Raw genomic sequence first — 18,880 nt, 5'->3', positions numbered from 1 at the left:
TGATGGGTACGCGTTGGTTTGAACTTACTTGGTCTTTTGTGCGCCCACTTCGCGGTCCCACTTCTGGAACGCTGCGACCATCGCTGCCGCGCTCAGCGGCTGAACGTGCGGACGGTCGGCCAGCAGTTTCGCGTACTCCGGACGGCCGAACTTCTTCAGCACGTCCTGGCTGTGCTCGGGCGCTTGCGCTTCCGTCAAGCCCTTGATGGCCGGACCAGGATAGAAATAGCCGTCGTCATACGTCAAGGCTTGCTGCGCGGGCTCCAGCATGAAGTTCATGAGCTTGTAGAGCACGTCGAGCTTCTCTTTCGGCACGCCTTTGGGAATCACCATGAAGTGCGCGTCGTTGACCCATGTCATGTTGTCGAACGCCTGCACCTTGAATTCAGCCGGCACGATGCCGAGCGCGCGCGGGTTGATGTCCCAGCCCGTCACCGTGACAGTCATGTCGCGCGTGCCTTCGCCCAGTTCTTTCATCACCGCCGACGTGCCGCCCGGGTAGTAAGGAATGCAGTCGTTCAACTGCTTGAGAAACGCCCAGGTCTTATCCCAGCCGTTGACGGGGTCTTTCGGATCTTTGTCGCCCAGCACGTACGGCAGGCCCATCAGGAACGTGCGGCCCGGACCGGAATTGGCCGGACGCGCGTAGATCAGCTTGTTCGGATGCGCCTTGCACCATTGCAGGAGTTGATCCGGCGTCTTCGGCGGGTCGCTGACTTTGGCCGGGTTGTATTCGATCAGCGGGCCCGCCGGCATATAGGCGACTTCGAGACCGAAGCCCTGCGCGAGATCCTGCATCTTGCGCGGACCGGGCGCGTACTTGTCGAGCACGCCGGGGAATGCCGCATTGTTCTCCGGCAGCAGCTTGACCCACAGGTTCTGCTCGATACCGGCGGCAAGCGCGTCGGTGCCCGTCAGGACGAGATCGATGTCGGAGCGGCCGGCCGCCTGCATCGCCTTGATCTTGCCGGGCAACTGCGGCGCGGGCGCGTTCGTATAGGTGATGTTGGAAACGAGATTCGGGTACTTGGCCTTGAAGGCTTCAAAGCCCTTTTGCGTCAACTGGAGATCGCCCGCGACGTCGACGATGTTGATCGTGACGGCGTCCGCCGCTCGCGCCGATTGCGTGAACCCTCCCACTGCTGCGCCGACGGCTACGCATAGTGCGGCCACCTTCAGTGGCAACTTCGCTGACACCTTGCCAGAAAAAGCCATTTCGTCTCCTCGCCTCTTTATATGGAACGTCCGCCGACGGGATGCGCGGCGCTGACGTGTTACGGGCTGCTAGTGGGTGAAACATAACGAACGGGCACGCATGATGTCAAGCAAATTTTAGCCTGACACGTTCATCGCGCGATGACCTTTCAAATTCTTCAAGTCCTTTTATGGTAAGGATTTCAGCGAGTTTTTTCGATTCGTCCGGTCGGCATAGGGAGAACACCAAGAGTCGACTTGTTAGGCAACTTCAGCCGCCGCGCAAGCCTTGCGTATTCACATACAGCGAATACAGACCATGACTCGCGGCCATGAACAGGCGGTTGCGATGCCTGCCGCCAAAGCACACGTTCGCGCAGCGCTCCGGCAACGCAATATGCCCGAGCGCTTCGCCTTGTGGCGAAAACACGCGCACGCCGTCGAGTTCGTCCGTGCCCATGCCCCAGCCGCACCACAGGTTGCCGTGAATATCGATTCGAAAACCGTCCGGCGTGCCTTGCTGCGCGTCGATCAGCACGCGGTTGTTGGCAAGCGTCCGCCCTTCGCCGACCACATCGAACGCGCGGATCGTGCGCGGCGTGGAACGCGACTCGACGATATACAGCACGGACTCATCCGGCGAAAACGCGAGGCCGTTCGGGCCGATCACTTCGTCGCAGACCATCGTTACTTCGCCCGTCTGCCCATCCGCGCGATACACATTTTGCGGCAGCTCCGGTTCCTGCTTCTCGCCTTCATAGAAGCTGTCGATGCCGAACGATGGATCGGTAAACCAGACCGAGCCGTCCGACTTCACGACGACGTCGTTCGGCGAATTGAAGCGCTTGCCCTGATACCGGTCGGCGATTATGGTGATCGACCCGTCGTATTCGGTGCGTGTGACGCGTCGCGTCAGATGCTCGCAGGTGACGAGCCGCCCTTCGCGGTCGCGCGTATTGCCGTTCGCGTTGTTCGATGGCCGGCGAAACGGCGTCACAGCGCCCGTCTCCTCGTCCCAGCGCAGGATGCGGTCGTTAGGAATGTCGCTCCACAACACGTAGCGGCCATCGCCGAACCACACGGGTCCCTCGGACCAGCGCGCGCCCTGATAAAGACATTCGACGGAAGCCGAGGCGAGGCGTAATGCATCGAAGCGAGGGTCGAAACTGCGAATGGAGGGATCGGGATAGCGGCGCTGGTTCGGGTGGCTGATTTCGGTCATGGCGCTGTCAGAGCAACGCCGGGCGTCGAATCATTCGATCGACGCCCGGCGTTCGTGGTGGTTACTGGTTATTGGTAACGATGCCGCTTGAAACGCTGTCGCGGTTCAACTCAAGCCTGCGCCGGCTTGCCGTCGCGCAGACGCCAGAGCTTCAGCGGATTGTCGTCCTGCAGCGATTGCGGCAGCAAGTCAGCGGGCAGGTCCTGGTAGCAGACAGGACGCAGGAACCGCTCGATCGCCGTCGCGCCGACCGAGGTCGCGCGCGGATCGGACGTGGCCGGGAACGGGCCGCCATGCACCATCGCGTATGACACTTCGACGCCCGTAGGGAAGCCGTTCGCCAGAATGCGCCCGGCCTTGCGCTCCAGCGTGGGCAACAGGCGCCGCGCGATCTCATGATCTTCGGGCTCGATCTGCAGCGTTGCCGTGAGCTGGCCTTCGAGGTATTCGGCCACCTTCACCATTTCTTCGATGTCGGCGCACGTGACGATCAGCGAAGTCGGCCCAAAGATCTCGTCTTCAAGTTCCGCTGAGGTCAGGAACTGTATCGCCGAAGTCTGGAACAGCGCGGGCAGCGCGGCGCAGGTCGCATCCGAGGACGTGCCGCGCGCAATGCTCTGCACGCCGCGTTGCTCGGTGCGATGCGTAATGCCGCCCTGATACGCGCTGGCGATGCCCGGCGTGAGCATCGTCTGCGCGCTCTTTTGCGCGAGCGCCTTTGCAGCAGCGTCGATAAAGATCTGCTTGTTCGGTCCGTCGAGAAGCAGCACGAGACCAGGATTCGTGCAGAACTGTCCGACGCCGAGCGTGACCGATTCGATAAAACCTGCGGCAATCTGCTCTGCGCGCTTTGCAAGCGCGCCGGGCAGCACGAAGAACGGGTTGATGCTGCTCATTTCGGCAAACACGGGAATCGGCTCGCGGCGTTTCTGCGCGAGATTCACGAGCGCAAGGCCGCCGGCGCGCGAACCCGTGAAGCCGACCGACTTGATTGCCGGATGCTGGACCAGCGCTTCGCCGATTTCATTACCCGCGCCGACCACCAGCGAGAACACGCCTTCATGGAGGCCGCAATCGGCGACTGCTTTCTGAAGGGCGCGGCCAACCAGTTCAGACGTTCCGAGGTGCGCCGCGTGCGCCTTTACGACAACCGGACAACCCGCCGCAAGCGCCGATGCCGTATCGCCGCCCGCTACGGAAAAGGCGAGTGGAAAATTACTTGCTCCGAACACGCCGACAGGACCGACAGGAATCTTCTGCAAACGCAAGTCGGGACGTGGCAGCGGCTTGCGATCCGGCTGAGCGGAATCGAGCGTAGCGGTGAGCCAGCGGCCTTCGCGCACCAGCGATGCGAAAAGCTTGAGCTGCCCAACGGTACGCGCCCGTTCGCCTTCGAGCCGCGCCTTGGGCAACGCGGATTCGGCCTGCGCGCGCTCGATCAACGTGTCGCCAAGCCCGAGGATGTTTTCGGCGATCGTCTCGAGAAAATGCGCGCGAATTTCGAGCGACGTCTGACGGTACGAGTCGAACGCGAGCGCGGCCAGCGTGCACGCGCGATCCACCTCGACTGCGCCGCCCGCACCGAACTCGGGTTCGATTTCCATGTTGCGCGCCGGGTCGAACGCGCGCAGCGTGCCTTTGGTGCCGCGCACCTCGGACCCGCCGATCAGCATGTCTCCGGTAATTTGCATGTCCTGCTCCTGTGGGTGGCTGCGCGGCAGGAACGCATGTCGCGTCGCGCGGCCGGAAATCCAAATAGTGCGACGTCAAGAATGGGCGGACGATTCCGCGAGACGGCGCTCGACGTCGAGCAAAGCCAGCGTCGCGGCTTCGATCTTCGCATGATGTTCAGGCGGCGTCGAACGCAACGGCGGCAGCTGCCGCCCTCTGTCCGCGAGCTTCGACAAGGTGAGCACGCCGTGCAGCACGCGCCTCAGCGAAATGTCGTCGCGCAAGGTTTCGAGCGGTACGAGCGCAAGGAAACCGCCCACTTCTGATATCACCTTTTCCCGATCCACGCTTTTCAGTGGCCGGCTCAGGCAGTCGTCGCGCGAAGGATCGTCGCGCACGATCGCCTATTGCACAGCAACGGATGTGCCGCGATTCACGCGCCCTGCGAGCGTATCGACGTACGATCGGCGACACGCCCATGGGCGGCTCGCGAGCGACGATCACCGGGGCAAGTTAGCATCGCCACGCCAATGTTGTCAAACAACTTTGATCGCTAGTCTACGTAATGCTGCGTGCATGGATCTGATTTCTTCATATGAATACAGGCGCGGCGTGCTGCAGCGCAGATTGGGCTTTCAAAAATGCTCGTATGACAACAGGCGGAGTATCGGACTGGTTTGAATCAAACGTTTTGTAATCTCTTCCGCTTTTCAAGATAAGAACCGTATTTAGTACCGATTCAAAGCCGTGTAAAACCCTACGGAATAAAAGTTTATTCAGATGGCCGTGAGGCACGGCAGGAGCGGATTTGCGGCATTTGCTGGAGAATTGCGTCAACTAGATTAAATGTCACCCGGCGCGGCACCTGATTTCTGAACCATAAATGAAACAGGTGAGAAATTCTCTAACGTTAATTCGTATTAGCTGGCGAATATAGTGATAGATTAATGCGAAACAAGACCATGAGTCACCGCAGCATCGGCATGGCCATAGCCCCCTCCGCTGCGAACCTCGAGAGATAGCACTTTGCCGCAACATTTTATTGAACAGATGTCGCCGTTGCTGGAAGCGGAGAACGATGTCAGCTGGTTCCGCGAGGTCGCCCGGCTGGCAGAGGGCTGGGGCTTCGACCGCGTGCTGGTCGGCATCCTTCCGCGGCCGGGCATGCGGCTGGAAGACGCGTTCATCCGCAGCACGTATTCACCGTCCTGGCGGCAGTTCTACAACGACCAGGGGTTCGCGCACATCGACCCTACGGTCGCGCATTGCATGACGAAGTCGTCGCCGCTGATCTGGTCGCCGGATCTGTTCGAATCGAATCCGGCGCAAGCCATGTATGAGGAGGCGCGCGCGCACGGCTTGCGCGCCGGTGTAAGCCTGCCTATCCACGGGCCGAGACAGGAATCGGGCCTGATCTGCTTCGTCAACGACCGTAATCCGACCGACGACTTCTGGCGTCATCTCGACGTCGTCCTGCCCAACCTCGTGCTGTTGCGCGATCTCGTCATCGACACGAGCCAGCCTCATCTGAATGCTCACACGCAGGCGTTAGTGCCGAAGCTCACGCCGCGGGAACAGGAATGCCTGAAATGGACCGCACGCGGTAAGTCCACTTGGGAAATTTCGCACATTCTTAATTGCTCGGAAGCCGTGGTGAATTTCCACCTTAAGAACATTCGCACGAAATTCGGTGTGAACTCACGGCGCGCGGCGGCCGTGATTGCAACGCAACTCGGCCTTATTGATCCAGGTTGATGAACTCACGCGCTTCCGGGTTGTGGAGCACCTTTTCCGCCCTGCCCAGATCGCCGTCCGTGACCGTCTTCGTGAAGTAGAGGCCCAGCAGGATCGAGACGGGTGCCGGAATTTCAGCGCCCGATTCGAAGCGGCTGCCGCGCGACTGGGTTACGCCGAAACGCGCCCAGAATTGACGTTGGCTCTCTTTCTTTTTCTTGCGGTACGCGATGATCAGCACGCGGTCCACACCTGTCGAAGTATCCGCGCCGCGGCTCTGCACGGTCGGTTGAACGTTTGCGTGAACGCCCGCTTGCCAGTGATTCTGAAGTTCCATGATGGTTTTTCCCTGTGTTTGGCCCTCATCTCAATTTTGTAATCATCAGACGGACTGAACACCTATCCAGGTGAATAGGTGTTTTTTTTATCCGAAATGCATACGGTTTCCTGCGTACCGCGACCAACGTAAGGAGCACACCATGCATACGGCGATTCGGATTGGCACACGGCAAGAGTTCGACAACAACCACATCAACGAGATGTACCGGCTGCGCGCCCGCGTCTTCCGGGATCGCATGGGATGGGACGTTCCGACCATCGCCGGCATGGAGATCGACGGCTACGACGCGCTCGGGCCGTACTACATGCTCATCCAGGACGCCGACCGCGCGGTGCGCGGCTGCTGGCGGCTGATGCCGACGGAGGGCCCGAACATGCTGAAAGACACTTTCCCGCAGTTGCTCGACGGTCACGACGCGCCAGTCGGACGGCATATATGGGAACTGAGCCGCTTTGCTATCGAAACGGATGGCGAGCAAACGTTTGGCTTTGCAGATCTGACGATGCACGCGATCCACGAACTGGTCACTTTCGCGGACCGGATGAGTATTACGCGCTATGTGACCGTCACGACGACGGCGATCGAACGGCTGCTGCGGCGTACGGGCATCGAGGTGACGCGCTTGGGGCCGCCCGTGCGGATCGGCGTCGAACGCACGATCGCGCTCGACATCACCGTCGACGCGATTCGCGCCGCCGTCTGCAAGCCGATGCCCGTGGCGGCTTGAGTTTGAGTTCGAGCCTGAGCGGAGACTAGCTGCGCCGGAACGTGATGTGCGCGATCCGGCGCACGAGCAACGCCGCGGCCAGCGCGGCGCAGCCCGTCAGCACGACGCCGATGTGGATCGACTGCACCAGCACGTGACGGGCGGCGTCGAACAGCGCCGGTCCTTCGAGGCCGGCGCGTTTCAGCTCGATCAGCAGCGAGTCGCGCAGGTTTTCGTCGACGAGAATGCGCGGATCGGCGAGCTTCGGCCGCCACGCCGACGCGACGGTCTCGCCGAGCACGCGCAGCGACTCTTCCACGCCCGATGCATAGCGCCGGTTCACGATCGTCGCGACGATGCTGGTGCCGAGCATGCCGCCCACCATGCGCGTCGATTGCAGCAGCGCCGTCGTGATGCCGAAGCGCTCGCGGCCGGCAATCTCCTGGCCGAACACGTTCAGATTGTTGAGAATGAAACCGAGACCGATGCCGACGGCCGCCATCGACAGTTCGAGATAGAGATGCGGCGTCGCGGGCGTGGCGAGCGCGATGCCCACCGACGCAGCCACGAGCAGGCTGAAGCCGATCGTCAGGATCGCCGTCGGGCGCTTCATGTGAATCACGATGCGCGTGTTGATCATGCTGCCGAGGGCGATGCAGGCCGCAATCGGCGTCGCGAGCAGGCCGGCCTGCTGCGGCGACAGCCCGAAGCCGCCTTGCAGCAGCAGCGGCGCGAAGAAGATCAGCGAGAACATCACGAAACCCGACAGTACCGACAGCGTGAAAAGTGTCACGAGCTGCGGGTCCCTGAAGAGGTCGAGCGGCACGATCGGGTGCGTCGCGCGGCGTTCGCAGGCCAGCAGCGCTGCCGCGCCCACTACGACCAGCGCCGCGAGTATCAGGTTGCCCGTGGTCACGCCGTCCTTCGGCACGGCCTCAATGAAGGTCTGAAGCCCGCCCAGCACCAGCGCGACGAGCGCGGCGCCCGCCCAGTCGATCCGCACGTCGCCCGTGCGCTCGCGGCGGTAGTACGGCAAATGCGCCCAGATGAAATACAGCGCGAGCGCGCCGACGGGCAGATTGACGAGGAATGTCGAGCGCCAGCCGAATTGCTCGCTGAGCCAGCCGCCCAGCGACGGCCCCGCCGCCGTGCCGATTCCGTACGCGGCCGCCAGCACTACCTGCCAGCGCACGCGGGTGCGCGGGTCGGGAAAGAGGTCGGGGATCGACGCGAATGCCGTGCCGACCATCATCCCGCCGCCCACACCCTGCAGGCCCCGCGCGAACACCAGAAACGGCATGCTGGAAGCGAGTCCGCAGAGCGCCGACGCCACCGTGAAGACGATCACGGCCGTGATCACGAAATACTTGCGGCCGAAATAGTCGCCGAGACGCCCGAACACGGGCACCGTGACCACGGATGCAAGCAAATAGGCGCTCGCAATCCACGCGTAATACTCGAAACCGTGCAGTTCGACGACGATCGACGGCAATGCCGTGCTGACCACCGTCTGATCGAGCGCGACCAGCATGTTGACGAGACCGATGCCAAGCATGGCCAGCAGTGCGTCGCGAAAAACCAGGGGACGGGAAGGATTCACTTCTTTGCGGTGCGGCGCAGTGCGCGCCGCATTTTCAGATCAGGGGAACAGGGAACCGGGCCGCAAGCACAGCGCGACGGCCCGGCAAGCAAGGCGAAAACGTCAGGAGCCGAACATCCGGTCGCGTGCATGCTCGAGATGCAGGCGCATCGCCTGACCGGCTGCGGCCGCGTCCTTGCTGCGGATCGCGTCGAGCACGGCCAGGTGCTCGGCCTGCACGAGCCGCTGGCGTTCGAGCGTCTTCACCAGCGACAGATTGCGCGACAGATTCATGCTGAAAACGATCTGCTCTTCGATGAACGACATCATCGTGATGAAAAACTGGTTCTTCGACGCCCGCGCAACCGCGAGGTGAAACGCGAAGTCGTCCTTCGCGCCGATACCCTGCGTTTCGATCACGCGCTCCAGTTCATCCCATGCGTGCTGGATCGCGGCGATGTCATCGGCTTCGGCCATTTGCGCGGCCAGTTCGGCGGCGCCCGACTCCGTCACGATGCGAAAGTCGTAGCAGCGTCGAATATCGGAGAGCGTCTCCAGCGGCGCGAAACGGCGCACGTCGGGGTCCGGACGGCGCGCCACCGTCGTGCCCGAACCGTGCCGCGTCACGATGATGCCGTCGGCGCGCAGCCGCGCGAGCGCCTCGCGCACCGTCGGCCGCGACGTCTCGAAGCGTTCCGCGAGCGCATGCTCGGTGGGCAGGCGTTCGCCTTCCTTGTATTCGCCTTCGAGAATGCGGTTCAGGATGTCGCCGTAGATCTTGTCCGGCAGACCGGTCGATTTGCGCTCGTTCATCGTCGAGAAACGGCTTGTCAGAATAGACTGGAATTGTAAGGCAAATAACGCGCGCTACCGCCTGAAATAACGCCTCACGCCAGGCAGAAGACGTGTGGTGGCGCGCACGCCGCCAGTATGACGGACCTCGCGTCGGACGGCAAAATTTGACAAATCCTTGATTGACATCTGGGTTCCCGCTGACCAAAACGCGCCTTTTTCGTCGATCATTTATGCTGCTACCGCAATCTGGACCCATTCATACGGCTTTCACAGGCGGCTCGCGCCGGCCGAACACGGCGGCGCGACGCTCTCCACGACACGGAGGCTTCATGTACACACGCATCCTCGTTGCCGTCGACGGCAGCAACACGTCACGCCGCGCGTTCGACAGCGCCCTGAATCTGGCCAGCAAACTGGGCGCGACGCTGCGCGCGTTCTATGCGGTCGAAAACACGCCGATGTACTTCGACGCGCCCGGCTACGATCCGTCCATCCTGCGCAACCGTCTCGTCGAGCAGGGCAAGGAACTGACGGCGGAACTGTCGGCGGCGATGCGCGCGCAAGGGGTATCGGGCGATATCGCGGTGGGCGAGGCTTCGTCGCTCGACGACGTGCCGACGCTCGTGCTGCGCGCCGCCGCCGATTTCAACGCAGACCTGATCATCATGGGCACGCATGGCCGGCGCGGCGTGCAGCGCCTGATTCTGGGCAGCGTGGCCGAGCGTTGCGTGCGTCAATCTACGTTGCCCGTACTGCTGATTCCGTCCGCTGCGGGCGGCGGCGAAGCTGAGGAAGAACCCAAGGCCTGAGCGTTGCGCGCGAAAGCGAAGCCTGACGCCGCTCAACAGCGCGGCCCCTTGTGGCGCGTCATTTTGCCGCCTGGTTGCGCGCGCATCGAGTGGGACAATCGGTTGTCACCCTGCTTGTCAACCTTTTAACGCCGGTTGGTCCCATGCTCAATCCCATCGCAGTTACCGCCGCTGTCGCCCCTGCCCGCACTGTCCGCCGCGGCCCCGCCTCCCCCGCGCAGCGCGCCGTGCGCAGCACGGCGCGCTGTTCATCGTGCGCGATGCGGCATCTGTGCATGCCGCAAGGCGTGTCTGCCAATGAAATGCCGCAGCTCGAAGCGCTGATCTGCTCGGCGCGCCCGGTGCGTCGCGGCGAGGCGCTCTATCGCGCGGGCGATTCGTTCGACAGCCTCTACGCCGTGCGCTCGGGATCGCTGAAGACGGTGATGGCGCATCGCGACGGCCGCGAACAGGTCACGGGCTTGAGGATCGCAGGTGAAGCGCTCGGCCTCGACGGCATCAGTAGCGACCAGCACGCATGCAGCGCCGTCGCGCTCGAAGACAGCTCCGTGTGCATCATTCCTTACGCGGCGCTCAAGCATCTGTGCCGCGAGATCGGCTCGATGCAGGAGCGGCTGCACAAGCTGATGGGCGAGCAGATCGTGCGTGAGGCCGCGCAGATGATGGTGCTCGGTTCGCTGAGCGCCGACGAGCGTGTCGCTGCCTTCCTGCTCGATATCTCCGAGCGCAACGCCCAGCGCGGCTATTCATCGGCGGAATTCAATCTGCGGATGACGCGCGAGGATATGGGCAGCTACCTCGGCATGACGCTCGAAACGGTGAGCCGCACCCTGTCAAGATTTCAAAAGCGCGGACTGATCGACGCACAAGGCCGCCTGATCCACATCGTCGATCCGGAAGGCTTGCGACAGGTCGGCGCCTCGTCTAACGCCTGATCCGCCAGGCCCGCCGCGCGGCTTCGTCTCGCACGACGCCGGCGCGCATCCGCCTGGCACGTCTCCTGCGCCTGCGGTACAGTCCAAGATTATCCTTCTCGGCGAGAGTCGGGTCTTCGGTACCCCGCACTCGTCTCGTGCAAAGATGCTTGCTGTCCTCACGAGGAGACCCGGCGAATGAACCGCGATCCCGCACCGCACCACCCGCTGGCCGAACGTCTCATCGACGCGCGCCGCGTGACCGACGCCCTGTTCTCGGTTGTCAAACCCGAATACCTCTATGACCGGCCGATCCGCGAACGCCACCGGATCGTGTTCTACATCGGCCATCTCGAAGCCTTCGACCGCAATCTCTTCGACGAACGCCTGTGCCCGCTGCCCGCGTTCGAGCCGGAACTCGACAGGTTGTTCGCGTTCGGCATCGATCCCGTCGACGGCGGCTTTCCAACCGATCAACCTTCCGATTGGCCTTCGATCGACGTCGTGCGCGACTACGCGAACAAGGCGCGCGCGCAGATCGACAGCCGTCTGGCGACCTGCGAGTTCGGCCGCGGCGGCATGGCGACGGGCTCGCCCGAGCAACTGATGCATGTCGCCATCGAACACCGTCTGATGCACGCGGAAACGCTCGCGTACATGCTGCATCAGTTGCCGCTGGAGATGAAAGCCGCGCCGCCGGGCGCCACCTCGACCGCGCAATATGAGCGCAACGTCCAGGCGCCGCCGATGGTGCGCGTGCCAGCGGGCGAAGCCGTGCTCGGCATGAAGAAGGAAGATGGCCGCTTCGGCTGGGATAACGAGTTCGGCGAGCAGCGCGTGCAGGTCGACGCGTTCGAGATCGACCGTTACATGGTGACCAACGCGCAATTCCGCGAGTTCATCGACGCAGGCGGCTATCGCCATCGCGCTTACTGGAACGATAAGGACTGGGCGTGGAAGGAAGCCGAGGGCGTCGCGCATCCCGTCACGTGGTCGCAGCATGCTGATGGCCAGTGGACCTTGCGCACGATGTTCGAAGATATCGCGCTGCCGCCCGACTGGCCCGTCTATGTGAGCCATGCCGAAGCGAGCGCCTACGCGCGCTGGGCCGGCAAGGCACTGCCCACGGAAGCACAATGGCAGCGCGCCGCGCTGGGCGCATCGAACACGGCTTCGGGCAACTGCGATTTCCGCAGCTGGGACCCGCAAGCCGTCGATGCATCGCCCGACAACGTCAGCGCGTTTGGCGTCGAAGGCCAGTTCGGCAATGGGTGGGAATGGACGTCGTCGTTATTCGACGCGCTGCCGGGCTTCGAGGCCTTTCCGTTCTATCTCGGCTACTCGGCCAATTTCTACGACGGACAGCACTACGTGCTGAAGGGCGGTTCGGCACGCACCGCGCAATGCATGATCAGGCCGACGTTCCGCAACTGGTTTCAGCCGCGGTATCAGCATGTGTATGCGGGGTTCAGGTGCGTGAGGGCGGCTTCCGACAAGTAAAGCGTCAACTGCAAGCCAGGCGGCCTCGATGCCTGGAACAGGTTTCTCACGCCATCCTTTACTGGTCGTTCACAAAAGGTGTGGACCGGGGACATGCTCGACAATCCATATCGGATAAGAGCATGTCCGCACGTTCGCGTTACCCAACGGAATTCCCGCATTGACTGCAGAATTTCGCGCCTGCAGGAATGGCGCTGCTGCATTTCGTGCATGACACGGGCACCAACGACGTCGCGCACTGGCCGCAGAAGCGCGAGCCTTGCGCGTTGACCGCCTTGCATTGCGGGCATGCCACACCGTTTGCCGATGTCATCGGAGCAGGACCGCGCCCCCAACCTTGATCGACAGGGCCGCCGTACCCATGACCATGGCTGCTGCCGTGACCGTGTCCGCTGCCATGCCCACTCCCGTGGCCCTGGCCCTGACTGCCATGATGTCCGCCAAGCATCCTTTCCCAGAATCCCATATCGTTTGCCTCTTCAGGATAGTTGCGCGATCACGACGATCTTCATTTGCGCAGCAGCCGCAGCCCATTGCCTACGACGAGAAGACTCGCGCCCACGTCGGCAAAGACCGCCATCCACATCGTGCCCAGACCAGCCAGAGTCAAGCCGAGAAAGACTGCCTTGATCCCCAGGGCAACCGTGATGTTCTGAACGAGAATCGTGCGGGTCGCGCGCGACAGACGGATGAACACCGGAATCTTCCGCAGGTCGTCGTCCATCAGCGCCACGTCTGCGGTTTCGATTGCCGTATCGGTACCCATGGCACCCATCGCAAAACCGATGTCCGCACGTGCCAGCGCAGGTGCGTCGTTAATGCCATCGCCGACCATTCCCACGACCGCACCATCCGCCGATAGCGCTTCGATCACCCGCAGCTTGTCTTCTGGCAACTGGTCGCCTTCGGCCCGATCGATACCGACCTGCTTCGCGATCGCGTCCGCCGTGTGCGGATTGTCACCCGTCAACATCGCAGTGCGAACGCCCAATCCGTGCAGCGCCGCGATCGCCGCTCTGCTGCTGTCCTTGACCGTATCCGCGACGGCAAAGAGCGCAAGGACCCGATTGGCATCGACCAGCATCACGACGGTCTTGCCCTGCCGCTCCAGCACGTCGAGACGGGCTTCCAGGTCGGGCGAACAGCGGCCCAGTTCCTCGATCAGCCGGTGGTTGCCGAGCGAATACTGCACACCGTCGATGACCCCGCGCACGCCGCGCCCCGGAATCGCCGCGAAGTCCTCGACCGCCAGTTGCACCAGGCTTCGAGCGTCGGGCGTCTGGGCAATTGCCTGCGATACCGGATGATCCGAACGCCCTGCAAGGCTGACGGCCAGCGTGCGGCAACGTTGGGAATCGACTTCGGCACGTAGTTCGAAATCGGTCTGGACGGGCTTTCCGTGCGTGATGGTGCCCGTCTTGTCGAGAGCCAGCCACGTGAGCTTCCGGCCCTGTTCGAGGTAGGTGCCGCCCTTGATCAGAATCCCATGCCGTGCAGCGGCGGCAAGACCACTGACGATCGAAACGGGCGTCGAAATGACAAGCGCACACGGGCAGGCAATGACGAGCAGCACGAGCGCCTTATAGATCCACTCCTGCCAGCCGCCGCCCATCACGAGCGGTGGCACCACGGCAATGGCGAGCGCGATCGCGAAAACAACGGGTGTATAGACTCGCGCAAACTGGTCGACGAAGCGTTGCGTGGGCGCCTTGGCACCCTGCGCCTCCTCTACCGCATGAATGATCCGCGCAAGGGTCGTGTTACTTGCAGTTGCCGTGACGCGATACTCAAACGAACCCGAGTCGTTGATCGTTCCGGCGAATACCTGATCGCCTTCCGCTTTTTCGACGGGCAGGCTTTCTCCCGTGATCGGCGCCTGGTTGATGGTTGAGCGACCGGACACGATTTCCCCGTCGAGTCCGATTCGTTCACCCGGTCGCACGCGCACCGTCGCGCCGACAGCTACGGCTTGCGCATCCACTTCGACCCACGACCCGTCGGCCTGTTGTACCGTCGCCTTATCCGGGGCGAGTCGCATCAGGCCCTGGATCGCGTTGCGCGCACGGTCGAGAGATTTCGCCTCGATCAGTTCGGCGATCGTGAACAGGACCATCACCATCGCGGCTTCCGGCCACTGGCGCAGGATCAATGCGCCCGTCACCGCAATGCTCATCAGCGCGTTGATGTTCAGGTTACCGTTACGGATGGCGACCCAGCCCTTGCGGTACGTCGTCAATCCACACGCGACAACCGCCAGGATGGCGAGTGCGGCCGTCACCCATTGCGGCTGTCCGAGCCAGCTGGCCGCTTCGGACGCAATCGCCGCAATGGCGGACAACGCGAGCGGCCACCACGGCTTCTGGGGGACTTCCGGGACGGGCTGCGCCTTCGCGCCGGACTCGGTCACCTCGGGCGTGAAACCCAATGAGCGGACTGCGGCGAGCACAGCATCGAGCGCATCTGGAGCATGGACCACCGTCAACACCCGCTGCATCAGGTTGAATTCCATGCTCGTGACCGACTTCATGCCTGCCAGCTTCTTGCGGATCAGTGCTTCCTCCGTCGGACAATCCATCTGCAGGATGCGGATTGGCGTGCGAACCCCGTCCGCGACCACCGTCGATGCCTCCATCATCTCGAACCTCGCCGCGGCCGGCGTGCAGCAACCGTCGCCGTGCGCGTGATTGCGGTCATCGGCATGGTCGTGGTCATGATCGTCATGCGCGTGGCCGTGATCTCGCGGGTGATCGTGCGCAAGTCCCGGCGCATCGTGCGATTTGGAGCGAGACAGACTGGAAGCGGACATGGTGGATTCCTTGCTTGATTTATGGTGCAGTAAACACCTTGGAGCCACTCCAAGGTCAAGCGTTTGAAAGGAATCTCGATGAAAATCAGCGAACTCGCCCGGCTAGCGGGCTGCACGACCGATACGGTGCGGTTTTACGAGAAGGAGCGTCTTCTTCCGCTCCCCGCGCGGACAGATGCTAATTACCGCAGCTATGACGACTCGCACGTTCAGCGGCTACGATTCATCCGCAACTGTCGGGCGCTCGATATGAGTCACGAGGAGATCCGCAAACTTCTAGAGGCTGGGGACTCGCCAGAAGCGGACTGTACGGCTGTGAATGACCTTATCGACGAACATATCGAACACGTCGTCCGCCGTATCGAAGAGCTTGGCGTTCTGAAAAGTCAGTTGTTGGCCCTGCGTGGGCGTTGTCCTGCCGAAAATGCCGTCCAGGATTGCGGCATCATGCAAGAGCTCGGCACGATGGACGTCGTCAGCGCTGCCCCGTCGCACAGTCATGTGTAACGGTTTGCAGCACGGGAAGCTTGATTGTCTGGCGGATCCGGGAAACCGCCTTGAGCATGGAATCGCCATCGCGCGTGACATGAGGACGTGGGCGTCCTGAAGCGAGGTTTCTCAGTGATATGGGCTGGCGCTGCAGCAGCGTGTCGAGCTCAGCGCGGCCAAGTTCGATCTGATCCGGCGCGTCCTTGATGAGCATCAAGGTGGCGAACTCATGCGTTGGAGTCTGTTCGCGCAGCGCGCTTTGCTTACCCTCTCCAACGGTCGCTGCCCCGCTGACAATAAAACGACGTCGGCTCGCTGACATGCAGCAAGCCGACTGCCCGTTCAACTACGCATGGTTAGTGGTTCATCTGCTCGATGCCCGCCACTCGCCACGCCTGGTCGCCCTGTGCGTTCCTGACGATGTTCCAGATCTCCTGGAACGGCTGGGCCGTCTGCGCGTCGTCCTCCCGCATCTGACCGTAAAAGCGAACGCTGACCAGTGTTTCCTCCGCGTTGCTTTGCGTGCCCAGCACCTCGGCATCGAGTTGCGTGACTTCCGTCACGCTCGGCTCGCGCCCCCGGGCTTCCAGATCCATCTTCAGTTGCCTGAACATTTCCGGCGTCGTCAACTCGAACAGGTCCCCCTGCTCGTTCCTGTCCCACGCGCCTTGAAGACGCATGAACAGAGTCTTTGCCGATACCAGAAAGGCCGCCTGGTCGGGCCCGAGCGCAAGTCCCGGTGCCTGCACAGCGCCTGCAGCGCCCGCCGAACCCATCGCTGCGCGCGGCCAGCCCATGGGCGTCGCTTCAGGCCGCGCTTGCCCCATCTGGTTGAGAAATGGCGAGCCGTTCGTTTGCTGCCGGTTCGCGGCGCCATGTCCATAAGCCAGATCCGGACGACGCCGGTTGGCAATGAAGCGGAACAGCATCACGCCGGCCAAAACCACCAGCCCGATGAGCAGCGCATTCGACAGCATTTGCGCCAGTCCTTCAGCCATCCCGAACGACGACAGCAGCGCCGCAATGCCAAGGCCGGCGGCGAGGCCGGCGAGCGGGCCCATCCAGCGGTTACGCGCCGCGGCAGCAGGCGCCTGGGTCGCCTGTTGTGCGGGCTGGGCTTGCTGGCGCTGTTGCGCCGGCCCGGACGGCGACGCCGACTGCGACTGGCGCCCGATGCTTTGACCGCCGCCCACCCGCTTCGCTTCTGCATCGTTCGACGCCACGGCGCCGAGCGCCAGCAGTCCCGCCAGACCCAGCGCTGCCGTCCCGCGCGTTACCGTACCGGCAGCGCGTCGAAGGTGATTGACGAATTGCATGAACATAAAAAACCCCTTTTGGTAAGTCCGGGGGCTACCCGGATCGCGCTCTTCATAGTCGCGCGGAAAACATTACGAACAGTAATATTTATTGACTCGTCAAACTCGCGGCCCTTGAGCCTGCAAGCCGTGATGGCCCACGTGAAAACCGTTGCCGTGGATGTAGTGCTCCAGTTGCCGGATCGTGTGTTCCTGCTCGGCAATCAGGTTCTTGATCAGGTCGCCGATCGACACCATTCCGATCACCTGCCCGGCCGTGATCACAGGCAGATAACGTATCCGGTGCGCGGTCATGATCGCCATGCATTCGTCGGTCGTGTGCTGCGGGCCGACATGGCGCACCTCGGTCGACATGATGTCGCGCACCGGCGTATTCCTTGACGAGCGGTCCATCAGGACGATTTTCCGAGCGTAATCGCGCTCCGTCACGATACCGGCCAGGCGTCCTTCGTTTGCGACGATCAGTGCGCCCACCCGGCGGTGCGCCATGATCGCGATCGCGTCGTAGACGGATGCGGACGCGTGGGTGGACCACACTGTCCGGGAATCTTTTGAACGAAGAAATTGCGCAACCGATGCCATAAGTCACCTCTGTCAGTGTCGTTAGCCGCTCGCCGGCGTCCAGGTGCGAGGCTTCAATCTAACCGAATCCGATAGAACATAAAATTCGTATTTTTGTTGCCAATACTTCGTAAAAACCGTAGCTTTGAGTCATTGACGGAGGACACGTGAACTTCAAGCATCTGCATTATTTTTGGGTCACGGCGCACGCGGGCGGGATCGTCCGCGCTGGCGAGCAGTTGCACATCTCGCCGCAAACGCTCAGCGGCCAGATCAAACTGCTCGAAGAAGCGCTGGATAAAAAACTGTTCAGGAAGAGCGGGCGCAACATCGAACTGACGGATGCAGGCCGGCTGGTGCTCGACTATGCGGACGAAATATTCTCGCTGGGCTCGGAACTGGAGAGCGCGGTGCGGCGCGAGAACGAATCCGGTGCGCAAACGCGGTTTCGTGTCGGGATCGCGGATTCAGTTCCGAAAGCAATCGCGTACCGGCTGCTGGAACCCGCGCTCAGCGCGCCCGTTTCGCTGCGCATGATCTGTCACGAAGGCAAGCTGCATGCGCTGCTCGCGCAACTCGCCGTGCACCGCCTCGACCTGATCATCGCGGATGCGCCCATTCCCGCCGATGTCAACATCAAGGCATTCAACCACCGGCTCGGCCGTTCGACGCTGAGTTGCTTCGGCGCGCCTGCGCTGGTCCAGACCGCCAGGAAACGCTTCCCGTTGTCGCTCGGTCAGTTGCCGGTGTTGCTGCCCGGCACGGAATCCGCAGTACGCCGCAAGCTGGATCACTGGCTGGCATCGCATGCCATTTCGCCGCGCATCGTCGGCGAATTCGACGACGGCGCGATGACCATGGCGTTCGGCCGCGAGGGCCGCGGCCTGCTGTTCGCGCCAACCGCGCTGGAGAGCCAGTTACAGGCAGAGCACAAACTGACGATGGTCGGGCAGATCAACACCATCGTCGAAGAGTTCTATGCCATCTCGATCGAGCGCCGCATCAGCCATCCTGCTGTTGCGATGATCATGGACGCGGCGCGAAGCGAACTGTTCAACGGTTAGACGACCCGGCTTCCGTTGCGATGCCCTCTTCCGTCGTCCCTGAACGACTTCCGACCCGCCCACTCTAAAGATCAGGGCCTTTCGGCCTCACGTATGAGCTACCGCGTAGTGAACCCATAGAAAACGGACTCAGCGCTATTCGTTCATGCCTCGTTGCGCCGCCGCCCGTCGTCTACGGGC

At 62.4% G+C, this 18,880-nt stretch carries 19 protein-coding genes; 7 read left to right on the top strand and 12 right to left on the bottom strand.

What is annotated here, in order from left to right; genetic code table 11:
* Window positions 1–24 precede the first annotated feature (24 nt).
* The 4 genes from C2L66_RS17940 to C2L66_RS17925 all read right to left on the bottom strand — a co-directional run bounded on the left by C2L66_RS17940 (window position 25) and on the right by C2L66_RS17925 (window position 4,485).
* Window positions 25–1,215: an extracellular solute-binding protein gene (locus C2L66_RS17940; protein WP_054932884.1), complete on the bottom strand. Its 1,191-nt coding sequence runs from the start codon at window positions 1,213–1,215 to the stop codon at window positions 25–27.
* A 250-nt stretch (window positions 1,216–1,465) separates the two neighbouring features.
* Window positions 1,466–2,416 carry an SMP-30/gluconolactonase/LRE family protein gene (locus C2L66_RS17935; RefSeq protein WP_054932885.1) on the bottom strand — a complete coding sequence of 317 codons (951 nt, stop codon included), beginning with the start codon at window positions 2,414–2,416 and terminating at the stop codon, window positions 1,466–1,468.
* Window positions 2,417–2,526: 110 nt separating this feature from the next.
* Window positions 2,527–4,107, bottom strand: coding sequence for an aldehyde dehydrogenase (NADP(+)) (locus tag C2L66_RS17930; RefSeq protein WP_060604095.1), 1,581 nt, complete (start codon window positions 4,105–4,107; stop codon window positions 2,527–2,529).
* Between the two features lie 75 nt (window positions 4,108–4,182).
* Window positions 4,183–4,485, bottom strand: coding sequence for a hypothetical protein (locus tag C2L66_RS17925; protein WP_233444993.1), 303 nt, complete (start codon window positions 4,483–4,485; stop codon window positions 4,183–4,185).
* Window positions 4,486–5,137: 652 nt separating this feature from the next.
* On the opposite strand from C2L66_RS17925, the gene C2L66_RS17920 reads away from it, so the two are divergent.
* Complete coding sequence (locus C2L66_RS17920) at window positions 5,138–5,842, top strand: helix-turn-helix transcriptional regulator (protein WP_054932887.1); 705 nt, start codon at window positions 5,138–5,140, stop codon at window positions 5,840–5,842.
* On the opposite strand, the gene C2L66_RS17915 is transcribed toward C2L66_RS17920, so the two are convergent.
* Window positions 5,826–6,158, bottom strand: coding sequence for a helix-turn-helix domain-containing protein (locus C2L66_RS17915; RefSeq protein ID WP_060604098.1), 333 nt, complete (start codon window positions 6,156–6,158; stop codon window positions 5,826–5,828). The genes C2L66_RS17920 and C2L66_RS17915 overlap by 17 nt on opposite strands.
* A gap of 142 nt (window positions 6,159–6,300) precedes the next feature.
* Here C2L66_RS17915 and C2L66_RS17910 point away from each other — a divergent pair, with 142 nt between their 5' ends.
* Complete coding sequence (locus C2L66_RS17910; protein WP_036000067.1) at window positions 6,301–6,888, top strand: acyl-homoserine-lactone synthase; 588 nt, start codon at window positions 6,301–6,303, stop codon at window positions 6,886–6,888.
* A 25-nt stretch (window positions 6,889–6,913) separates the two neighbouring features.
* Here the strand turns inward: C2L66_RS17910 and C2L66_RS17905 are convergent, their stop codons facing one another.
* Both C2L66_RS17905 and C2L66_RS17900 read right to left on the bottom strand, forming a co-directional pair.
* Window positions 6,914–8,422 carry an MFS transporter gene (locus tag C2L66_RS17905; protein WP_060604102.1) on the bottom strand — a complete coding sequence of 503 codons (1,509 nt, stop codon included), beginning with the start codon at window positions 8,420–8,422 and terminating at the stop codon, window positions 6,914–6,916.
* A gap of 147 nt (window positions 8,423–8,569) precedes the next feature.
* Window positions 8,570–9,259 carry a FadR/GntR family transcriptional regulator gene (locus C2L66_RS17900; protein WP_036000061.1) on the bottom strand — a complete coding sequence of 230 codons (690 nt, stop codon included), beginning with the start codon at window positions 9,257–9,259 and terminating at the stop codon, window positions 8,570–8,572.
* A gap of 311 nt (window positions 9,260–9,570) precedes the next feature.
* Between C2L66_RS17900 and C2L66_RS17895 the strand changes: the two genes are divergently transcribed.
* The 3 genes from C2L66_RS17895 (at window position 9,571) to C2L66_RS17885 (ending at window position 12,464) form a co-directional block, all read left to right on the top strand.
* On the top strand, window positions 9,571–10,050 hold the full coding sequence (locus C2L66_RS17895; RefSeq protein WP_054932889.1) for a universal stress protein: 480 nt from the start codon (window positions 9,571–9,573) through the stop codon (window positions 10,048–10,050).
* A 260-nt stretch (window positions 10,051–10,310) separates the two neighbouring features.
* Complete coding sequence (locus tag C2L66_RS17890) at window positions 10,311–10,985, top strand: helix-turn-helix domain-containing protein (protein WP_054932890.1); 675 nt, start codon at window positions 10,311–10,313, stop codon at window positions 10,983–10,985.
* A gap of 177 nt (window positions 10,986–11,162) precedes the next feature.
* Complete coding sequence (locus C2L66_RS17885; protein WP_060604104.1) at window positions 11,163–12,464, top strand: SUMF1/EgtB/PvdO family nonheme iron enzyme; 1,302 nt, start codon at window positions 11,163–11,165, stop codon at window positions 12,462–12,464.
* 139 nt (window positions 12,465–12,603) lie between these two features.
* On the opposite strand, the gene C2L66_RS41670 is transcribed toward C2L66_RS17885, so the two are convergent.
* Window positions 12,604–12,777 carry a double zinc ribbon domain-containing protein gene (locus tag C2L66_RS41670; RefSeq protein WP_224099908.1) on the bottom strand — a complete coding sequence of 58 codons (174 nt, stop codon included), beginning with the start codon at window positions 12,775–12,777 and terminating at the stop codon, window positions 12,604–12,606.
* A gap of 195 nt (window positions 12,778–12,972) precedes the next feature.
* Window positions 12,973–15,270: a heavy metal translocating P-type ATPase gene (locus C2L66_RS17875; RefSeq protein ID WP_060604107.1), complete on the bottom strand. Its 2,298-nt coding sequence runs from the start codon at window positions 15,268–15,270 to the stop codon at window positions 12,973–12,975.
* A 78-nt stretch (window positions 15,271–15,348) separates the two neighbouring features.
* Between C2L66_RS17875 and cadR the strand changes: the two genes are divergently transcribed.
* On the top strand, window positions 15,349–15,777 hold the full coding sequence (cadR, locus tag C2L66_RS17870; RefSeq protein WP_060604110.1) for a Cd(II)/Pb(II)-responsive transcriptional regulator: 429 nt from the start codon (window positions 15,349–15,351) through the stop codon (window positions 15,775–15,777).
* On the opposite strand, the gene C2L66_RS17865 is transcribed toward cadR, so the two are convergent.
* The 3 genes from C2L66_RS17865 to C2L66_RS17855 form a co-directional block, all read right to left on the bottom strand.
* Window positions 15,746–16,081 (bottom strand): hypothetical protein, encoded by a 336-nt coding sequence (locus tag C2L66_RS17865; protein WP_103323710.1) that lies wholly within the window; start codon window positions 16,079–16,081, stop codon window positions 15,746–15,748. The two genes, cadR and C2L66_RS17865, sit on opposite strands and share 32 nt — an antisense overlap.
* A gap of 34 nt (window positions 16,082–16,115) precedes the next feature.
* On the bottom strand, window positions 16,116–17,081 hold the full coding sequence (locus C2L66_RS17860; protein ID WP_060604114.1) for a Tim44 domain-containing protein: 966 nt from the start codon (window positions 17,079–17,081) through the stop codon (window positions 16,116–16,118).
* 93 nt (window positions 17,082–17,174) lie between these two features.
* Window positions 17,175–17,657 (bottom strand): CBS domain-containing protein, encoded by a 483-nt coding sequence (locus C2L66_RS17855; protein ID WP_054932939.1) that lies wholly within the window; start codon window positions 17,655–17,657, stop codon window positions 17,175–17,177.
* Between the two features lie 146 nt (window positions 17,658–17,803).
* Between C2L66_RS17855 and nhaR the strand changes: the two genes are divergently transcribed.
* Window positions 17,804–18,700, top strand: a complete 897-nt coding sequence (nhaR, locus tag C2L66_RS17850; RefSeq protein WP_060604116.1) for a transcriptional activator NhaR — start codon at window positions 17,804–17,806, stop codon at window positions 18,698–18,700.
* Window positions 18,701–18,880 lie beyond the last annotated feature (180 nt).

This window comes from Paraburkholderia caribensis (assembly GCF_002902945.1).
Taxonomy (GTDB): domain Bacteria; phylum Pseudomonadota; class Gammaproteobacteria; order Burkholderiales; family Burkholderiaceae; genus Paraburkholderia; species Paraburkholderia caribensis.
The sequence above is the reverse complement of the archived record's forward strand: the minus strand, read 5'-3'. Positions and strand labels throughout refer to the sequence as shown.

Bases quoted from the DNA above. Each gene is read 5' to 3' on its own strand.
- C2L66_RS17935 (WP_054932885.1), bottom strand. From the start codon at position 2,416: ATGACCGAAATCAGCCACCCGAACCAGCGCCGCTATCCCGATCCCTCC.
- C2L66_RS17910 (WP_036000067.1), top strand. From the start codon at position 6,301: ATGCATACGGCGATTCGGATTGGCACACGGCAAGAGTTCGACAACAAC.
- C2L66_RS17860 (WP_060604114.1), bottom strand. From the start codon at position 17,081: ATGTTCATGCAATTCGTCAATCACCTTCGACGCGCTGCCGGTACGGTA.
- C2L66_RS17890 (WP_054932890.1), top strand. From the start codon at position 10,311: ATGCGGCATCTGTGCATGCCGCAAGGCGTGTCTGCCAATGAAATGCCG.
- C2L66_RS17855 (WP_054932939.1), bottom strand. From the start codon at position 17,657: ATGGCATCGGTTGCGCAATTTCTTCGTTCAAAAGATTCCCGGACAGTG.
- C2L66_RS17930 (WP_060604095.1), bottom strand. From the start codon at position 4,107: ATGCAAATTACCGGAGACATGCTGATCGGCGGGTCCGAGGTGCGCGGC.
- C2L66_RS17885 (WP_060604104.1), top strand. From the start codon at position 11,163: ATGAACCGCGATCCCGCACCGCACCACCCGCTGGCCGAACGTCTCATC.
- C2L66_RS17875 (WP_060604107.1), bottom strand. From the start codon at position 15,270: ATGTCCGCTTCCAGTCTGTCTCGCTCCAAATCGCACGATGCGCCGGGA.
- C2L66_RS17905 (WP_060604102.1), bottom strand. From the start codon at position 8,422: ATGCTTGGCATCGGTCTCGTCAACATGCTGGTCGCGCTCGATCAGACG.
- C2L66_RS17865 (WP_103323710.1), bottom strand. From the start codon at position 16,081: ATGTCAGCGAGCCGACGTCGTTTTATTGTCAGCGGGGCAGCGACCGTT.
- C2L66_RS17895 (WP_054932889.1), top strand. From the start codon at position 9,571: ATGTACACACGCATCCTCGTTGCCGTCGACGGCAGCAACACGTCACGC.
- C2L66_RS41670 (WP_224099908.1), bottom strand. From the start codon at position 12,777: ATGACATCGGCAAACGGTGTGGCATGCCCGCAATGCAAGGCGGTCAAC.
- C2L66_RS17940 (WP_054932884.1), bottom strand. From the start codon at position 1,215: ATGGCTTTTTCTGGCAAGGTGTCAGCGAAGTTGCCACTGAAGGTGGCC.
- C2L66_RS17900 (WP_036000061.1), bottom strand. From the start codon at position 9,259: ATGAACGAGCGCAAATCGACCGGTCTGCCGGACAAGATCTACGGCGAC.
- C2L66_RS17915 (WP_060604098.1), bottom strand. From the start codon at position 6,158: ATGGAACTTCAGAATCACTGGCAAGCGGGCGTTCACGCAAACGTTCAA.
- cadR (WP_060604110.1), top strand. From the start codon at position 15,349: ATGAAAATCAGCGAACTCGCCCGGCTAGCGGGCTGCACGACCGATACG.
- C2L66_RS17920 (WP_054932887.1), top strand. From the start codon at position 5,138: ATGTCGCCGTTGCTGGAAGCGGAGAACGATGTCAGCTGGTTCCGCGAG.